Raw genomic sequence first — 17,768 nt, forward strand, 5'->3', positions numbered from 1 at the left:
CCGGCGCCACGTCACCGGGCCGGCGCCCCGTCGGTCGGTGGCGGCACCAGCGCGGTGGCGAACTGCTGCACGCGCGCGAAGAAGTTCCGGTAGAACTGCGCATCCTGCACCGTGCTGCTGGCCACCCGCACCAGCGAGTCATCGTTGCTGCCGAACGGCAGCGACACCGACCCCAGCGTCCCCACGCCCACGCTGGCCGAGGTGGGCGACTTCTTCAGTGCATAGCGGTCCTGCACCGCGCTGGCGAACACCTGTGCATGGCCGTCGCCACGCGCCGCGCAGGACACCCGCAGCACCAGCTGCTCATGCACGTCCTCCTTGGGCTGGAAGTTCTTGTTGGCCTCCACGCTGCCGGCATCGGCACGGGTGATCGCATAGCCCTGCCCCAGCAGCGCGCGGCGCGCCGCCTCGCAGGCCTGCGCCGGCGATATCTCGAAGTCGCGCGAATAGGTGTCGCCGGAATCGAACGACTCGCGCAGCAGCGTGCTGTTGACGGCCTTGCCACCGCAGCCAGCCAGCGCCAGCAGCATCAGCCCGGCCAGCGCACGAAGCCCGTAAGCGCGCATGGACGCCTCCACCCATCATCGAATGCCCACAGCATAACGCCGCCAACGTCCAGGGACGTTGACGGCGTTTTCAACACGCTGTTGCGTTGTTGCTCAGTCAGCCCAGCGGCCGGGACCGGTGGACTGCGGCAGCACCTGCGCCGACAGCGGGCGGTCCGTTTCCAGCAGGTTGAGCGCATCGGCCAGGATCGAGGCCGACTCCTTCAACAGCGGGTCCGGACGCTTCTCGGCGGCTTTCTCGCGTGCGGCATCCTTGACGATGTCGCGCTCGTTGCCGGTCAGGCCGTCGTCGCTGCTGTCCTCGGCCAGCGGGTCCAGCGGCAGGCCCAGCTCCCTGCGGGTGGCCTGGCGCTGCTTGCGCTGCGTTTCCTGGCGGTCACGCTCGGCGCGGCGGTCGGCCTCGTTGAGCGAGACGTACTTCTTGGCCGCCTCGGTGCGGAACTGGTTGACGTCCTCTTCCCACCACTGGAACTCGCGGTCGTTCTGGATGCGCTGGCCATGGCGGGTTTCCAGGCGCGGCAGGATCGGCGCGAAATTGCCGTACTGGGTGTGCGGCACCGCGGCGATGCGCGTCCACGGCAGCGCGTTGTCGTAGGTGCTCTCGCCGAACTCGCTGGCATCCACGCTGGCCGGGAAGGCCAGGTCCGGGACCACGCCCTTGTGCTGGGTGCTGGAGCCGCTGACGCGGAAGAACTGGGCGATGGTCAGCTTCACCTGACCGAAGCGCTCCTTCTCGCTGGCCGGCCAGCGGTCCAGCGGCACCACGTTCTGCACGGTGCCCTTGCCGAAGGTGGTTTCACCGATGACCAGGCCACGCCCGTAGTCCTGGATGGCACCGGCGAAGATCTCCGATGCCGACGCCGAGCCACGGTTGATCAGCACCGCCAGCGGGCCGTCCCAGGCCACGGCCGGGTTGCGGTCGCTGTTGACGGTGACGCGGCCACCGGATTCGCGCACCTGCACCACCGGGCCCTGCTCGATGAACAGGCCGGTCAGTTCGATCGCCTCGTCCAGCGAGCCGCCGCCGTTGTTGCGCAGGTCCAGCACCACGCCGTCGACCTTGTCGGCCTTGAAGCCGGCCAGCAGCTTGGCCACGTCGCGGGTCGCGGAGGCATAGTCGGCCGCGTTGCGGCGACGGCCTTCGAAATCCTGGTAGAAGGTCGGCAGCTTGACGATGCCGATGCGGCGCTGCGCCTCGCCGGCCGCGCCGGGGATGGTCATGGTCTCGCCCTTGGCAGCCTGCTCGGACAGGCGGATCTTCTGCCGGGTGATGGTCACCATGCGGTGCTTGCCGTCCACGCCTTCGGCCGCCGGGATGTACTCCAGCCGCACCTGGGTGTCCTTGGCACCGCGGATCTTGGACACCACGTCATCGATGCGCCAGCCGATCACGTCCTCGATCGGACCGGAACGGCCCTGGCCCACCCCGACGATGCGGTCACCGGCCTTGAGCGTGCCGTCCAGGTCCAGCGGACCACCGGGCACCACCTCGCGGATCACCACCACGTCGTCCTGGCGCTGCAGCTGGGCACCGATGCCCTCCAGCGACAGCGACATGGCCTGGTTGAAGTTCTCGGCCGTGCGCGGGGTGAAGTAGTCGGTGTGCGGGTCGACGGCGCTGGTATAGGCGTTCATGTAGAACGAGAACACGTCGTCGTTCTTGAGCTCGTTGATGCTCTTGCCCAGCGTCTCGTAGCGCTTGTCCAGCGTCTTGCGGATGTCGGCGGCCGACTTGCCGGCCAGCTTCAGCCGCAGCCAGTCGTTCTTGACCGACTTGCGCCACAGCTCGTCGAGCTCGGCGCTGGTCGCCCACGGCACGTCCTTGCGGTCGTAGTCGAAGCGTTCCTGGACGCTGAAGTCCGGCTCCTGGCGCAGCAGGCGGCGGGCATAGGCCACGCGCTCGGTGGCGCGCTGGCGGTACACGCTGAACACCTGGAACGCCGGGTCCAGCTCGCCGGAGCGGATCGCATCGCCGGTGCGCGCGGCCAACGGCGCGAAGCCGTCCACGTCGTCCTTGGTGAAGAACTGCTTGCCGCTGTCCAGCGACTCCAGGTAACGCTTGAACACGTCCTGCGAGGTGGCCGCGTCCAGCGCGCGCGGGCGGTAGGCGTAGCGGCTGTCCGACAGCAGCCCGTAGACCAGCTTGGAGGTGGTGGTCTGGTCGAGCGTCGGGGACGACGGCAGGGCCGGGGAATCGGCGCGCGCCAGCATCGCGGCGGGCGCGGTCAGCGCGAAGGCCAGCAGGAAGGCGGGAACTCGGTAAGTCATCAAAGTACTCGGGGCACCGGACGTTGGGGGGAGGTTGCGGACAGCTCGGACACTTCGACAGTGCCGAAAGTTTCGGCCGTTGTCACGCTGTCCACGGCCAGACTAGCCGCAGCCCCGTAGCAGAATGTGAATCGCCCGGACACGGGCTGGCGGCGACCGCCCTGCCCACGCCTGCGCTGCGGCAGGCGCGGGGGCACTCAGGCCGCGCTCAGACGTGGACGCCGGCACCGGCCGCCTGCTGGTCGGCGTGGTAGGACGAACGCACCATCGGGCCGGAGGCCACGTGGGTGAAGCCCAGCGCGTAGCCGTAGTCCTCGAACGCCTTGTATTCCTCCGGCGTCCAGTAACGCAGCACCGGGTGGTGGTGCGCGGTCGGCTGCAGGTACTGGCCGATGGTGACCATCTCCACGTCATGCGCGCGCAGGTCGCGCAGGGTGGCCTGCACCTGCTCGAAGGTCTCGCCCAGGCCGAGCATGATGCCGGACTTGGTCGGCACGTCCGGGTGCTGCGCCTTGAAGTTCTTCAGCAGGGTCAGCGACCACTGGTAGTCCGCGCCCGGGCGTACGTTGCGATACAGGTCCGGCACGGTCTCGATGTTGTGGTTGAACACGTCCGGCGGGTTGGTCGCCAGGATCTCCAGCGCGCGCTCCATGCGGCCCTTGCCACGGAAGTCCGGGGTGAGCACCTCGATGCGGGTGCCCGGCGACTTGGCGCGGATGGCCGCGATGCAGTCGACGAAGTGCTGGGCACCGCCGTCGCGCAGGTCGTCGCGGTCGACGCTGGTCACCACCACGTACTTCAGGCCCATGTCGGCCACGGTCTGGCCGAGGCTGGCCGGTTCGTTGGCATCCGGCGGCTTGGGCCGGCCGTGGGCCACGTCGCAGAACGAGCAGCGGCGGGTGCAGACCTCGCCCAGGATCATGAAGGTGGCGGTGCCGTGGCCGAAGCATTCGTGGATGTTCGGGCAACTGGCTTCCTCGCACACGGTGACCAGGCGGTTCTCGCGCAGCTTGGCCTTCAGGTTGGCCACCGCATTGCCCGAGGGGATGCGCACGCGGATCCACGACGGCTTGCGCAGCACCGGGGCGTCGGCGAACTGCACCGGCGAGCGGCCGATCTTGTCACCGCCGATCTGCTTGACACCGGCCTGCAACGGCGCGGACGAGGTATCGGCCTGCACGACCTGCAGGGGAATGGAGCGCGTGGTGGATTCAGTCATGGCGTTACCGGCGGCGTCAGGGCCGCGTAGTCAGGTCGGGCAATTCGGGCGTCGGCTGCAGCGCCAGCCCGAACTGCTGGGCCAGATGGGACAGCAGCACCGACTTGACCGCCTCGATGCCCGAGGGACCGCCCAAGTCTAGCACCGAGGTCACCTGCATCCCGGCGTAACCGCAGGGGTTGATGCGGTGGAACGGTTCCAGGTCCAGCGAAACGTTGAAGGCCAGCCCATGGAAGCTGCAGCCGCGCCGCACGCGGATGCCGAGCGCGGCGATCTTGGCCCCGCCGACGTAGACGCCCGGGGCGCCCTCCAGCCGCTCGGCGCCGATGTTCCACTCGTCCAGCGTATCGATGATGGCCTGCTCGATGCGGCACACGTAGTCACGCACGCCGATGCCGAGCCGGCGCAGGTCCAGCAGCGGGTAGACCACGATCTGGCCGGGGCCGTGGTAGGTCACCTGGCCACCGCGGTCCACGTGCAGCACCGGGATGTCGCCCGGGGCGAGCACGTGCTCGTCCTTGCCGGCCTGCCCCAGGGTGAACACCGGGTCGTGCTCGACCACCCAGACCTCGTCGGTGGTGCCGTCGTCGCGGCCGTCGGTGAACTGCTGCATCGCATGCCAGACCGGCGCATAGCCCTGCCGGCCGAGGTCACGCAGGACGGCGGGCCGCTGGCGCGCGGGCGCCGCCGGTACCGCGCAGGCGGTCACAGCGTCCACTTCACTTCCGGATGGTCACGCAGCGCGGCATGCGCCGCGTCGTACTGCTCGCGGCTGTCGGCCCGGAAGGCGATGCGCACGGAGACGTACTTGCCGTTGGACGAATGCTTCCAGGCGATGCGCTCGTTGAGCACTTCCACCCCGGCGCTCTGCAGCAACCTGGGCAGTTCCTGCTCCAGCCCGATGTTGGCCGCGCCCATGGCGCTCAACTCGAAGGTACCGGGGAACTGGAAGCCGTGTTCAGGATTGTCGGACTTGATTTCCATGGTGGACATTATCGGGGCGTGGCGCCCCAAACCCAAGGCCATGGCCGGTTTACAGCCTTCCAAAACGGGAAGGGCCGCTTTCGCGGCCCTTCCGGCAGGCATCGGCAGCTTACCTGGACAGTTCCAGCAGGGTCGAGGAGACCCAGCCACGGTTGCCCAGTTCATCTTCCACTTCCCACATCACGCCTTCCTTGGTGCCGGTCGGGTACAGCATCATGCCCGGATCCAGGGTGCGCACCGGGGCACCGGTGCCGCGGGCGTTGGCCAGCAGGCGACCGGCACGGGTCACGGTCACGGCCTGCTGCGCGTTGGAAGCGGCGGCATTCTCCGGCAGGCCACCCAGCTGGGCGACGATGTCGGTGTAGGCCTGCAGGTAGGCCATGGTGATCACCTGGCCGATTTCGGTGTTGGCGTAACCGCCCACGCCCGCCGCGCCCAGGCCGCTGCCGCCGAACAGGCCGCCGCCGGCACCAAAGCCCATGTCGCTCTTGCGCGCGGAGCCTTCGGCCATGGCCACCTGCTCGGAGGAACGCACGTCGGTCACGGTCAGGACCACATCGGCGGTCTTGCTGGTGAAGTTCAGGCCACCGACGATCGCGCCGGCGCGGCCACCGATCAGGCCGCCCAGCAGGCCACCGATGGCATTGCCACCGGCGTTGCTGTTCTGCGAGATCAGGTCCGGGATCATCACGTAGTCGGCGGCCTTGATCTGGCCCTTGCCGACGTTGGAACGGCCACGCAGCTCGCCGCTGGCGGCCAGCTCACGCTCGAACTGGCCGGCGGCCATGCCGGCGCCACGGTCGACCAGAGTGAAGCAGCGCGAACGGTTGACGAACACCTTGATCAGGCGGCTCGGCGCCGGCAGCTGCTGGCCGGTCCACCAGTTGGTGGCATCTTCGGGCTCGATCACCGACATCGAACCGATCGGGCGCTGGCAGGTCGGAATCTGGGCGACCGCAGCCTTGCGCTGTTCCTGCGCCTGGGTGCCCCGGTTCTTGAATGATGCTTCGGCGGGCTGGCTGGTGACAGCCGCGGCAATACCTACGGTGAGCGCCGCTGCAACGAGCGGCGAAAAGACGTTACGCATATCAGTTACTTCCCCGTTACCTGCACCTATCGAGGTGCGTTCCTTTGGCGTTTGCGACCTAGCGGCAAAATCCTGTTCCACCCCACTTTCGGGCAGGCGAGCGCGGGCCGGTCGCGCCGATGCTACCGCACGAAGATCAAGGGATTCCATCAAAGTCTTGTGGGAAAACCCCGCGACTTGCGCCTCCCAGGGTGTGATCGTCCGCAAATTTCGATGGACGTCACGTTGCAAACCCCCATTCATCTTGCTGGAAACCACCAGTAGCCTGCCCGCGCCTTCCACCGGTATGCGCGGTCATTTCCCCTTGCTCCCGAAACAATTTGTCCGTTCAGGGCCCGATGTTCAAACCGGCCCGCGCCGCTAAGCTGGTCCGATCTTACGAACGACATCATGGAGAACGCCGCATGAGGGACGGCAAGGGCTTTCCTCTCGCCGCGCTGCTGGCCGGCACCCTGCTCGCCAGCACCGCCCAGGCCGCTGAACAATGCGCGCAGAGCGCCTTGGCCGAGCACCCGCCGGCGATCAACTTCCGCGTCGACAACGACCTGTTCGGCGGCGCCCAGCAAGACCAGGGCTACACCAATGGCGCGATGTTCACCCTGGTCTCGCCGAACCTGAAGGACTACACCGACGACCCCTGCCTGCCGCGCCTGGCACGCTGGACCAACCGGCACCTGGAACGCCTGCATCCGGGCGGGTTCGAACAGCAGAACATGATCTTCAGCTTCGGCCAGGGCCTGTTCACGCCGACCGACAACACCCGCTCGGACCTGATCCGCGACGACCGTCCGTATGCCGCCGCGCTGCTGGTGAACTTCGGCTACAACGCGCGCAGCGGCGCACACCTGCGCACCACCCAGCTGGCGGTCGGCATGGTCGGCCCGGCCGCCATGGGCAAGCAGGTGCAGCAGGCGGTGCACAGCGTGCTGGGCGACGAGAAGTTCAAGGGCTGGGACAACCAGCTGCACAACGAGCCGGTGTTCAAGCTGGTGCATGAGCGGATGCGCCGGTGGCCGGCCGAGCCCAGCACCGCTGGCTGGGGCTGGGACGCGATCAGCCATTGGGGTGGCGCGCTGGGCAACCTCGCCACCTACGCCAACGCCGGTGGCGAAGTCCGCTTCGGCTGGAAGCTGCCCGACGATTTCGGCAGCTCGCCGATGCGCCCGGCCGGCGAGAACACCGCGCCGACCCGGCTGGGCCGCGCCGCGGGCTGGTCCGGCCACCTGTTCCTCACCAGCGACGCTCGCTGGGTGCTGCGTGACATCACCCTGGATGGCAACACCTTCCGCACCAGCCACCGCGTGGACAAGCGCCCGTTCGTCGGCGACATCGGCTATGGCGTGGCGGTGATGCGCGGTCGCTGGAAGTTCGCGCTGGCCCGCTACCACCGCACCCGCGAGTTCGAAGGCCAGAAGGAAACCCCGGTGTTCGGCAGCTTCACGGTCAGCCGCACGCTCTGACCCGCCTGCGGCTTCGCTGCGTAGCCGCGCGCCAGGCAGGCGCCGGCAGCGAGGCCCCCAAACAAAAGCGGCGCTGCCGCGTCCGACGAATCGTCGAGCGCGGCAGCGCCGCCTGGCCGTTCCGGCCGGTGGCCGCCCTTACTCGGACTTCCACCACATCATGAAGGCGTCCCACAGGCGCTTGAAGAAGCCCCCCTCTTCCACCGCCTGCACCGCCACCAGCGGCGCCTCGGCGATCACCTTGCCGTCCAGCGACACCTTCACGGTGCCGATCTGCTGGCCAGCGGTGATCGGGGCGACCAGCTGCTTGGGCACGTCCATGCTCGGCTTGAGGTCGTTGTAACGGCCGCGCGGCACGCTCACCAGCATCGGCTGGGCAACGCCCAGCTGCACTTCATCGGCCTTGCCTTTCCAGACGTGCTGGCTGGTCACGGCCTTGCCCGGCTCGTACAGGCGATGGGTTTCGAAGAAGCGGAAGCCCCAGTTCAGCAGTGCCAGGCTGTCATCGGCACGCTGCTTCTCCGAGGCACCGCCCATCAGCACCGCGATCAGGCGCTGGTCGCCGCGCTGGGCCGAGCTCATCAGGCAGTAGCCGGCCGCCGAGGTGTGGCCGGTCTTGATGCCGTCCACGCTCGCATCACGCCACAACAGCAGGTTGCGGTTGGGCTGGGTGATGTTGCCGACGGTGAATTCCTTGATCTTGTTGTACGCGTAGGTCTCCGGGTAATCGCGCACGAAGGCGCGGCCCAGCAGCGCCAGGTCGTAGGCGCTGGACTGGTGGCCTTCGGCGTTGAGGCCGTGCGCGTTGACGAAGTGCGAGTCCTTCATGCCGATCTTGGCGGCGTAGCTGTTCATCAGCGCGGCGAAGGCCTCCTGGCTGCCGGCGGCATGTTCGGCCAGGGCGATCGCGGCATCGTTGCCGGACTGGATCGCCATGCCCTTTTCCATGTCCTCCAGGCGCGCGGTCTGGTTGACCGGGAAACCGCTGTAGCTGCCGTCGGTGCCCGCGCCGCCTTCACGCCAGGCGCGCTCGCTCATCATCACCTGGTCGTCCGGCTTGATCTTGCCGTTCCTGGTCTCGGCGGCGAGCACGTAGGACGTCATCACCTTGGTGATGCTGGCCGGCGGCACCGCCATGTGGACGTTCTCGCCGGCCAGCACCTGGCCGGTGGCGTAATCCATCAGCACCCAGGCGGTGGCGGTGGTCGGGACCGGTGCCGGCGGCGTCGCCACCTGGGCCGGAGCGGCCGCGGCAGCGGGGGCTGGGGTCGGCGTGGGGGTGGGCGTCTGGGCGGATGCCAGGCCAACGACGAGCGTCGTGGCCAGCGCGGCGGCGGCAAAACGGAATTTCATCGGAAATCGGTTCCTGCGGGACGAGGAAAAAAGAAACGGACGATCATTGTAGGACGGGCGCACCGCCATTGCGGTGCGACATCCGGCGTCAGTCGCGGACGATCTGCGGACTGCCAAAGCCCAGACCCGCAATGCGCCCGGCGAGTTCCGCCGCACTGCTCTGGTCGCTGGCTGGTACGCGCAGGCGCCACAGGGTGCGCCCGCCGCTGACGATATCGCTGAGCGAGGCGCCGACGATACCGGCGGCCGACAACTGGCTCAGCGCCCGTGCAGCATTGTCGCGGCTGGAAAAGCTGGCCACCTGCAGCAGGATGGCGCCCAACGCACGCGTGGCCGGGTCGGCCGGAACCGCCGGCGTGGTGGCCGCGCGCACGGCCGGTGCGGGCGCCGTCGCCGGCAGCGGTTGTACGGCCACCGGGGCCGGTTCGGCACCGGCGGCGCGCGTGGCAGCCGGGCGACCGGTGGCCACGCGCACACCGTTGTCCTTCATCCACGCGTCGAAATGATCGGCACTGGCGACCGCGGTGGGGGCCGTCGGCGGGGTCGCGGCAGGCGGGTTCGGCAGCTTTTCCACCAACTGGTCCATGCGGCTTGGTGCCACCGGTCGGGCCGGCGCACTGACCGTCGCCACCACCGGCGCGGCCGCGCGTTCGCCGCGGCCACGGCGGCTGCCGGCCAGCACGTTGTCGCTGCCCGGGGTCAGGCCACGCACCTCGACCCGGCCGGTGCCGCGCTGGGTGATGCCCAGGCGCACCGCGGCCGCGTAGCTCAGGTCGATCACGCGGCCGTCGTGGAAGGGCCCGCGGTCATTGACCCGCACCACCACCGACTCACCGTTGTCCAGGTTGGTGACACGGGCGAAGCTGGGCAGCGGCAGGGTCTTGTGCGCGGCGGTGAAGGCGTACATGTCGTACACCTCGCGGTTGGAGGTCAGCCGGCCGTGGAACTTCTGGCCGTAATACGAGGCCGTGCCCTGCTCGACGTAGCGGCTGACGTCGTCCATCACCTGGTACTGCTTGCCCAGCACCACGTAGGGCGAACGGTTGCCCACCGCCGACCGCGGCTCGCTGGTCACCACCGGTTCGGGGATGCAGTCCACGTTGGGGATGTAGCTTGGCGTGCTGTCCCTGACGCCCGGCTTGTACAGGCCTCCGGCGGTGTAATTGCCCCGCGTGGAGAGGTCTTCCTGCGCCTTGGCGTACGGCGAGCCTTCCGGGCAACCGGCACGGGCGTCACCGCGGCCATGCACCGCCGTGCCGGCATGCGCGCTGGCAGCGGCACTGCCGCCGCCGGCCTTCTTCGGGGCGCTGCTGCAGGCGGCCAGCCCGAGCACGATCAACGCAGGGACCAGCCACCTGATGTTCATGCCGGGGGGAGCTCCTTGCCGGCGATGGCCTGGGACAGCTGGAACACGGCCATCGCGTACATCTTGGAGATGTTGTATCGGGTGATCGCGTAGTAGTTCTGGAAGCCCAGCCAGTACTGCTTGCCGTTGCTGCCTTCCAGGGTCACCGGCGTGGCGGTGGCGTTGGCCGCGCGGATCGGCGTCACCGCGTGGTAGCCGCGCGCGGCCAGGTCATCGATGGTCCAGGTCGGGGTCCAGTCGGTCGGGTTGAACTCCTCGCGGCCGGCGTCGAGCATGGCCGGCACCGCGACGGTGCCACCGCGCACCCAACCGCCCTTCTTCACGAAGTAGTTGGCGATCGAGGAAAACACGTCGTCATAGCTGTTGAACAGGTCCCGGCGGCCGTCACCGTTGCCGTCCACGGCGAAGTCCAGGTAGCTGGATGGCATGAACTGGCCCATGCCCATCGCGCCGGCATAGCTGCCCTTGAGGGTGGTGATGTCCAGCTTCTCCATGCGCGCCAGTTCGAACAGCTTGGCCAGCTCGTCGCGGAAGAACAGCTCGCGGCGCACCTCGCGCTCGAGCTTGGCCGGGTCGCCGCTGCGCGGGTACTTGAAGGCCAGCGTGTACAGCGCATCAAGCACGCGGTGGTTGCCGGCGTTGCGGCCGTAGCTGGTCTCCACGCCGATGATCGCCACGATCACCTCGGCCGGCACGCCGGTGCGTTCCTGCACCCGCATCAGCTCGTCGCGGTGCTGGGCCAGGAAGGCACGGCCGCCGTCGATGCGGGCCTGGGTGATGAACATCGGCCGGTATTCGTTCCACGGCTTGACCCGCTCGGCCGGCCGCGACATCGCCGCGATGATCGGTTCGCGGATCTGCGCCTGCGCCAGCGTGGCTTCGATGTAGGCCGGATCGATGCGGTAACGCGCCGCGGTGTCACGGACGAAATTGGCACGGGCGGTTTCGAAGGGCACCGGGGTCAGGTCGACCGGGGGCAAGTCCTGCTTGCTTTCCGGAGTCGCCTCGGCCGGACCGGTGCCTGGCTTGGCCGGCGTGGCGGGTGCCTCGGCCGGAACCGGCGACGGCGTGGGAGCATGCGGCTGGGTCGCGCAGGCGACCAGACCGAACGTGAGACAGCAAATCAGAGCGCGTCGAATCATCGGCCGAGATTAGCAGGTCAAAGATGAATTTCCATCAATAAGACCATGAATCCCAACGAAATTGAAGGGGAAAATCCGTCCGCGGATGGCACCCTGCGGCGACCCTGGAAGATGAATGCAGCCACGCTTTGCCGGCCCTGCCCGTCCACCGGGCATAAAAATAGGCGTCGGCCATCCCCCCATCCCGCAGAGATGACCGACGCCCGGATTGGTGTGGGGGAACCGGGTCGTCATCTCCCCATGCCGACCCGCCAACAACCAACCGGATGTCGCGGCGCGACAGCTGCCAGCGACGCTGACATTGTGAAGAACTCGTAAAGCCTTGTGTTTGATCTCGATCAAAAGCCGAGCAATCAACCCAACTCAGCCACCGTGGACCGGCCGGTGCGCACGCACCGCCATCACCAGGCCGAAGCCGGCCAGCAGCGAGACCGCCGAGGTGCCGCCATAGCTGATCAGCGGCATCGGCACGCCCACCACCGGCAGCAGGCCGGAGATCATGCCGCCGTTGACCAGGATGTACACGAAGAAGGCCAGGCCGGTGGCACCGGCCAGCAGCCGCGAGTAAGTATCGCGCGCCTCCACCGCGATCCACAGGCACCGGCCGATCACGAACAGGTACAGGGCCAGCACCACCGCCACGCCGACCCAGCCGTATTCCTCGCTGAGCACAGAGAAGGCGAAATCGGTGGTCTGCTCGGGGATGAAGTTCAGGTGCGACTGCGAGCCCAACCCCCAACCCTTGCCGGTCAGGCCACCGGAGCCGATCGCGATCTTGGACTGGATGATGTTCCAGCCGGCCCCGAGCGGGTCACTCTCCGGGTCGAGAAACATCATGATGCGGTCCTTCTGGTAGGGCCGCAGCAGCCACAGCCACGCCACCGGCGCGGCCGCGGCCACGCCGCCCACGCCGATGCCCACCCACCACCACGGCAGGCCGGCCAGCAGCAGCACGAACGCGCCGCTGGCGGCGATCAGCACGCCGGTGCCGAAGTCCGGCTGCAGCATCACCAGCCCGGTCGGCACGCCGATGATCACCGCCGCCACCAGCACCACCGGGATGCGCGGCGGCAGCGGCATGCGATTGAGGTACCAGGCCACCATCATCGGCAGGCTGACCTTCAGCAACTCGGCCGGCTGCAGGTAGAACAGCCCCAGGTTCAGCCACTGCCGGCCGTACTTGCCGGTGCCCAGCACGAACACCGCCAGCAACGGCAGCATGGAGACGGCATAGATCAGCGGCGTCCAGGCGCGGATGCGCAGGATGGAAACCCGCGAGATGGCCCACATCGCCACCAGGCCCACCGCGAAGCGCACGCCCTGCGCCATCACCAGCCCGCCACCGCCGGCGCTGTCCAGCACCGACAGGCCGATGCCCATCAGCACGGCCAGCGCGATCAGCAGCGGCCAGTCCAGGCCGCGGGTCAGGCGCTGGCCCATCTCCAGTGCCCAGCGCAGGAAGTCCCTCATCGTTGTGCCTCCGGGCCGCGTGCCTCGGGCCCGGCCGGGCGCGATGGCGCCACCGCGGGGGATTCGAGGGAGGACGGTGCCTGTGGCGGTGGCGCGGGCGCGCCCACCATCACCGGCATGGCATCGAACAGCAGTGCCGCCTGTTCACCACGGGCGCGTGCGGTCGGGTCCTCGGTATCGAAGGTGGCGATGCCGACCGCGACCGTGCCGCGCTCGGCATCCAGCGGCTGCAGGCCCTCGGGCATCACGCCCAGCAGCCACGCATCGAACACCTTGCGCGCGATCGGCGCGGCCGCCGAACCACCGTAACCACCGCCCTCCACAGCGATGGCGATGGCGATGACCGGGTCCTCGGCCGGCGCGAAGCCCACGAACAGCGCGCGGTGGCGCAGGTGCATCGGCAGGCTCTTGGGGTTCAGCGCGGCGGTGCCCTTGCGGCTGATCACCTGCGCGGTGCCGGTCTTGCCGGCCATCCGGTACTGGGCCCCGGCGGCGACACGCCAGCCGCTGCCACCGGGCTGCATGGTGCCCATCATGCCTTCGCGCACGGCCTGCAGGTTGGACGGGTTGGGGCTGATCGGCAGCGGTGCCGGCTGCGCCATCGCCATCCAGTCGTGGTCGAAACCGGCGCGTTGTTCGGTGACCAGGTGGGGGCGCCGCAGCTGCCCGGTGGCCAAGCCGCCCACGCCGCGCGCCAGCTGCAGCGGCGTCACTTTCCACAGGCCCTGGCCGATGCTGGCATTGACGGTATCGCCCGGGTACCAGCGCTCGCGGTTCGCCTTGGCCTTGGCCGCCGGCGAGGGCAGGATGCCGCCGATCTCGCCGAGCAGGTCGATGCCGGTGGGCCGGCCGAAGCCGTAGTGGCCGCCCATGTACTCGTCATAGCGCTCGATGCCCATGTCGATGCCGAGCTGGTAGTAATAGGTGTTGACCGACTGCGAGATCGACTTGCGCAGGTCGGTCCAGCCATGGCCGCCACGGTTGGCGTCACCCCAGCCACGGCTGACGCCGGGCAGGTAGAACATGCCGCGCGAGAGGATCTTGTCCTCCGGCCGGCGCAGCCCGCTGTCCAGCCCGGCCAGGCCGAGGAACGGCTTGACCGTCGAACCCGGCGCCACGCCGCCCAGCACCAGCCGGTTGAACTGCGGACGCGACGGGTTCTCGTTGAGGCGCTTGAAGTCGGCGTGCGAGATGCCGTTCACGAACAGATTGGGGTCGTACGACGGCAGGCTGACCATGGCCAGGATCTCGCCGGTACGCGGGTCGATCGCCACCGCCGAGCCTTCCTGCTCGCCGAAGGCGGCCACCATCGCCCGCTGCAGGTCGGCATCGATGGACAACCGCAGGTCGGTGCCCGACTGCGCCGGCACCCGGCCGACGGTGCGGATGGCGCGGCCCTGCACATTGGTCTCGACCTGCTCGTAGCCGATCTTCCCGCGCAGCTGCTGCTCGTAGTAGCGCTCCAGGCCGGACTTGCCGATGTGGGTCAGCGCGGCATTGCCCTCGCCCAGCTCCTCCAGGTCCTTGTCGTCGACCCGGCCGACGTAGCCGATGATGTGCGCGAACAGGTCGCCGTAGGGGTAGCGCCGGGTCAGGTACGGCTCCAGCTCCACGCCCGGGTAACGCCAGCGGTCCACCGCGAAGCGCGCCATCTCGTCGTCGCTGACGCGCAGCTTGAGCGTCACCGGCATGAAGCTGCGACGCGCCTTGCGCGACTGCCGGAAGCGCTCGATGTCCTCATCGCCCAGCGAGAAGATCTGGCGCAGGCCGGCCAGGGTGGCCTCCATGTCCTGCACCTTGTCCGGGGTCACGTCCAGGCGGAAGGCCGGCACGTTCTCGGCCAGCAGCCGGCCGTTGCGGTCGTAGATCAGCCCGCGCCCCGGCACCACCGGACGCGCCTTGATGCGGTTGGCCTCCGAGCGCGTGGCATAGATGTCGTGGTCCAGCACCTGCAGCTTGAAGTACCAACCGCCCAGGAAGCCCAGCGCCAGCAGCACGCCGAGGAAGCCCAGTGCCGCGCGCCGCCGGAACTGTTCGGCCTCGGCGTGCGGGTTCTTGGTCTGGCGCCGGTTGTACATGCTCAGCGTCCGCGCTTGCCCAGCCGCACCGCATCCAGCAGCACATACAGCGGCAGCCACAGCGCCATGCCCAGCAGCGGCGCCCACCAGTAGCTCCAGGGCAGCAGCGGCGCATCACCGAGCAGGTGGATGGCCGCGTCGATGACGCGGTCGTTGAACAGCAGCCCGCCGATCGACAGCGCCTGCTGCGACAACGGGAAGAACCGGATCCGCGCGCGGAAACGCTGCAGGATGAAGGCCATCACCACCAGCCGCAGCGCCTGCTCGCCGAGGATGCCCCCGGTCAGCACATCGGCCAGCAGGCCGATGCAGAAGGCGAAGCCCAGCCCTGCGCGCTCGGGGGTCTCGATCACCCAGTACGCCAGCACCAGCGCCAGCCAGTACGGGCGCAGTGGCAGCAGCAGGTCAGGCAACGGCACCAGTGCCAGCAGGAACGCCAGCACGATGCTGACCGGCAGCACCCAGCCCTTGTTGCGCAGGCGGCTCATCGGCGCTGCTCCGGCGTGGCCTGCGGCGACGGCGCTTCGGCGGGAGCCGTGGACGCACCGGCGGCGCCCGCCGGAGTGGCCGGGGCCGCTTCGGTGGGCGACGGGCCTGCCGGCGGTACGGCCGTGGCACCGGCCGGGGCCGGATGCGCCGACGGCGTGACCGTACCGGCCGCGTCGGCCGGGAGCTCCAGGCCCTGGGTCACCGGCAGGCGCGGGATGGCCGGCACCGAGCGCAGCAGCAGCACGTTGCGACCACGGTCCAGCTTGGCCGCCGGCTCCAGTTCACCGACCAGGAAGGCATGGGTATCGTCCGGGCGCAGCTTGAGGATCCTGCCGACTGGGAAGCCGGCGGGGAAACGCCCGCCCAGGCCCGAGGTCACGATCTCATCGCCCACCTCGACGCCCGCGCTGAGCGGGATGTCGCGCAGCTCCAGGCGGTCGCCGCGCCCGTAGGCGATCAGCCGCACCCCGTTGCGGGCCACGTTCACCGGCACCGCGTGGTCCGGGTCGGTCAGCAGCAGCACGGTCGAATGGCTGGCATTGACCGCAATCACCTGCCCCATCAGGCCGCCGGCATCGATCACCGCCTGGCCGACGTGCACGCCGTTGCGGCTGCCCGAGTCCAGCACCACGCGCTGCTTCACCGGGTCCAGGTCGATGTCCAGGATCGGCGCCAGCTGCACGTCCAGGCCATTGCGTTCGGCGGCATTGAGCAGCTCGCGCAGCTGGGCGTTGTCCAGCGCGGCGGTCTGCAGGCGGGTCAGGCGGGCATTGGCCAGCAGCAGCTGGTTGCGCAACTCGCGGTTCTCCTCGACCAGCTGGCCGTGGCTGGCGGCATGGTCCTTGACCGTGGCACCGACGCGGCCGGGCAGCCCGGCCAGTGCCCAGACCGGCTGCACCACCACGCTGGCCTGCGCACGCAGGCGCGACAGCCAGCCGCCCTGGATGTCGAGCACGATCAGGGTGATGGCCAACGCCAGGTAAGCCAGCAGTCGCAATGTGCTGCTGGCGTCACCCTGTCGGGAGGCTACGGGAGGGCCGGCGTAAGGAGGCACGGATCAGGCGCTGGGAGCAGGGAAAGGGAAAAAGGGAATGGGGGCCGCAGGAGCCCCCGAACGTCAGCGCGCACACCGGATGTCATCTGCAGCGGGGGCAGGAACACGCGGACCGGGGCAGATCGCAGCAACCCACGCATCGTCATTCCCGGCTCCCCACCCCGATCCCGGCCTCACTCCGGCGCGAAGAACTCGTTGCCGTGCATGTCCACCAGCTCCAGCGCACGGCCGCCACCGCGGGCCACGCAGGTCAGCGGGTCATCGGCCACCTGCACGTGCAGGCCGGTCTCCTCGGAGATCAGGCGGTCCAGGTCGCGCAGCAGGGCGCCACCACCGGTCAGCACGATACCGCGCTCGGCGACGTCGGCGCACAGTTCCGGCGGGGTCTGTTCCAGGGCCAGCTTGACCGCCGAGACGATGCCCGACAGCGGTTCGTGCAGGGCCTCGAGCACCTCGTTGGAGCTGATCTTGATCATCTTCGGCACGCCCTCGGCGAGGTTGCGGCCGGAGATCTCCATCTCGATCACTTCCGCCTGCGGGTAGGCGCAGCCCAGCTCGACCTTGATGCGCTCGGCGGTGGCTTCACCGATCAGCATGCCGTGGTTGCGGCGCACGTAATTGGTGATGGACTCGTCGAAACGGTCGCCGCCGATGCGGACCGAGGCCGAATAGACGATGCCGTTCAGCGAGATGACCGCCACTTCGGTGGTGCCGCCGCCGATGTCGATGACCATCGAGCCACGCGCCTCGGTCACCGGCATGCCGGCGCCAATCGCCGCGGCCATCGGCTCCTCGATCAGGAACACGTCACGCGCACCGGCCTCCTCGGCCGACTCCTTGATGGCGCGGCGCTCGACCTGAGTCGAGCCGGCCGGCACGCAGACCAGCACGCGCGGGCTCGGGCGCAGCACGCGCGACTTGTGCACCTTCTTGATGAAGTGCTTGAGCATCGCCTCGGTGTAGGTGAAGTCGGCGATGACGCCGTCCTTCATCGGGCGGATGGTGGTGATATGGCCCGGGGTACGGCCGAGCATCTGCTTGGCCTCGGCGCCGACGGCGGCCACCGAGCGGGTGCCGCCGATGGCACGGTCCTGGCGCACGGCCACGACCGACGGCTCGTTCAGCACGATGCCCTGGCCGCGCACATAGATGAGGGTGTTGGCCGTGCCCAGGTCGATGGACAGGTCATTGGAGAACATGCCACGCAGCTTCTTGAACATCTGGGAAGTGAT

General features: G+C 68.9%; 15 protein-coding genes. 1 reads left to right on the forward strand and 14 read right to left on the reverse strand.

Annotated features, from left to right (window positions below):
* Positions 1-11: 11 nt before the first annotated feature.
* The 6 genes from IB227_RS12630 to IB227_RS12655 form a co-directional block, all read right to left on the reverse strand.
* Entirely contained in the window at positions 12-566 is a 555-nt protein-coding gene (locus IB227_RS12630; RefSeq protein WP_192287683.1) for a DUF2242 domain-containing protein, read from the reverse strand.
* Positions 567-659: 93 nt separating this feature from the next.
* A complete protein-coding gene (locus IB227_RS12635) occupies positions 660-2,834 on the reverse strand; it encodes a carboxy terminal-processing peptidase (protein ID WP_192287684.1) in 2,175 nt (724 codons plus the stop codon).
* A gap of 208 nt (positions 2,835-3,042) precedes the next feature.
* On the reverse strand, positions 3,043-4,053 hold the full coding sequence (gene lipA / locus IB227_RS12640; RefSeq protein WP_132865666.1) for a lipoyl synthase: 1,011 nt from the start codon (positions 4,051-4,053) through the stop codon (positions 3,043-3,045).
* Positions 4,054-4,069: 16 nt separating this feature from the next.
* Positions 4,070-4,771 (reverse strand): lipoyl(octanoyl) transferase LipB, encoded by a 702-nt coding sequence (gene lipB, locus IB227_RS12645; protein WP_132865667.1) that lies wholly within the window; start codon positions 4,769-4,771, stop codon positions 4,070-4,072.
* The gene (locus IB227_RS12650; RefSeq protein ID WP_132865668.1) at positions 4,759-5,037 is read right to left on the reverse strand and encodes a DUF493 family protein; all 279 of its coding nucleotides are present in this window, start codon (positions 5,035-5,037) and stop codon (positions 4,759-4,761) included. Before IB227_RS12650 ends, lipB begins: the two co-directional genes overlap by 13 nt.
* 109 nt (positions 5,038-5,146) lie before the next feature.
* Positions 5,147-6,124 carry a CsgG/HfaB family protein gene (locus IB227_RS12655; RefSeq protein ID WP_132865669.1) on the reverse strand — a complete coding sequence of 326 codons (978 nt, stop codon included), beginning with the start codon at positions 6,122-6,124 and terminating at the stop codon, positions 5,147-5,149.
* Positions 6,125-6,528: 404 nt separating this feature from the next.
* Here IB227_RS12655 and IB227_RS12660 point away from each other — a divergent pair, with 404 nt between their 5' ends.
* The gene (locus tag IB227_RS12660) at positions 6,529-7,584 is read left to right on the forward strand and encodes a lipid A deacylase LpxR family protein (protein ID WP_192287685.1); all 1,056 of its coding nucleotides are present in this window, start codon (positions 6,529-6,531) and stop codon (positions 7,582-7,584) included.
* Positions 7,585-7,722: 138 nt separating this feature from the next.
* On the opposite strand, the gene IB227_RS12665 is transcribed toward IB227_RS12660, so the two are convergent.
* From IB227_RS12665 to IB227_RS12700, 8 genes are all read right to left on the reverse strand, one after another.
* Positions 7,723-8,937 carry a D-alanyl-D-alanine carboxypeptidase family protein gene (locus tag IB227_RS12665; protein ID WP_192287686.1) on the reverse strand — a complete coding sequence of 405 codons (1,215 nt, stop codon included), beginning with the start codon at positions 8,935-8,937 and terminating at the stop codon, positions 7,723-7,725.
* A gap of 88 nt (positions 8,938-9,025) precedes the next feature.
* Positions 9,026-10,303: a septal ring lytic transglycosylase RlpA family protein gene (locus tag IB227_RS12670; protein WP_192287687.1), complete on the reverse strand. Its 1,278-nt coding sequence runs from the start codon at positions 10,301-10,303 to the stop codon at positions 9,026-9,028.
* Complete coding sequence (mltB, locus tag IB227_RS12675) at positions 10,300-11,445, reverse strand: lytic murein transglycosylase B (protein WP_192287688.1); 1,146 nt, start codon at positions 11,443-11,445, stop codon at positions 10,300-10,302. The genes IB227_RS12670 and mltB overlap by 4 nt, the downstream gene beginning before the upstream one ends.
* Positions 11,446-11,808: 363 nt before the next feature.
* Positions 11,809-12,915 carry a rod shape-determining protein RodA gene (gene rodA, locus IB227_RS12680; protein WP_132865674.1) on the reverse strand — a complete coding sequence of 369 codons (1,107 nt, stop codon included), beginning with the start codon at positions 12,913-12,915 and terminating at the stop codon, positions 11,809-11,811.
* Positions 12,912-14,993: a penicillin-binding protein 2 gene (mrdA, locus tag IB227_RS12685; RefSeq protein WP_192287689.1), complete on the reverse strand. Its 2,082-nt coding sequence runs from the start codon at positions 14,991-14,993 to the stop codon at positions 12,912-12,914. Before mrdA ends, rodA begins: the two co-directional genes overlap by 4 nt.
* A 2-nt stretch (positions 14,994-14,995) precedes the next feature.
* Positions 14,996-15,481, reverse strand: a complete 486-nt coding sequence (gene mreD / locus IB227_RS12690) for a rod shape-determining protein MreD (protein WP_132865676.1) — start codon at positions 15,479-15,481, stop codon at positions 14,996-14,998.
* Positions 15,478-16,536 (reverse strand): rod shape-determining protein MreC, encoded by a 1,059-nt coding sequence (mreC, locus tag IB227_RS12695; RefSeq protein WP_192287690.1) that lies wholly within the window; start codon positions 16,534-16,536, stop codon positions 15,478-15,480. The genes mreD and mreC overlap by 4 nt, the downstream gene beginning before the upstream one ends.
* Before the next feature lie 173 nt (positions 16,537-16,709).
* On the reverse strand, positions 16,710-17,756 hold the full coding sequence (locus IB227_RS12700; RefSeq protein WP_005419402.1) for a rod shape-determining protein: 1,047 nt from the start codon (positions 17,754-17,756) through the stop codon (positions 16,710-16,712).
* Positions 17,757-17,768: the final 12 nt, after the last annotated feature.

Origin of the sequence: Stenotrophomonas sp. STM01, assembly GCF_014852135.1 — a bacterium.
Lineage (GTDB): Bacteria > Pseudomonadota > Gammaproteobacteria > Xanthomonadales > Xanthomonadaceae > Stenotrophomonas > Stenotrophomonas capsici.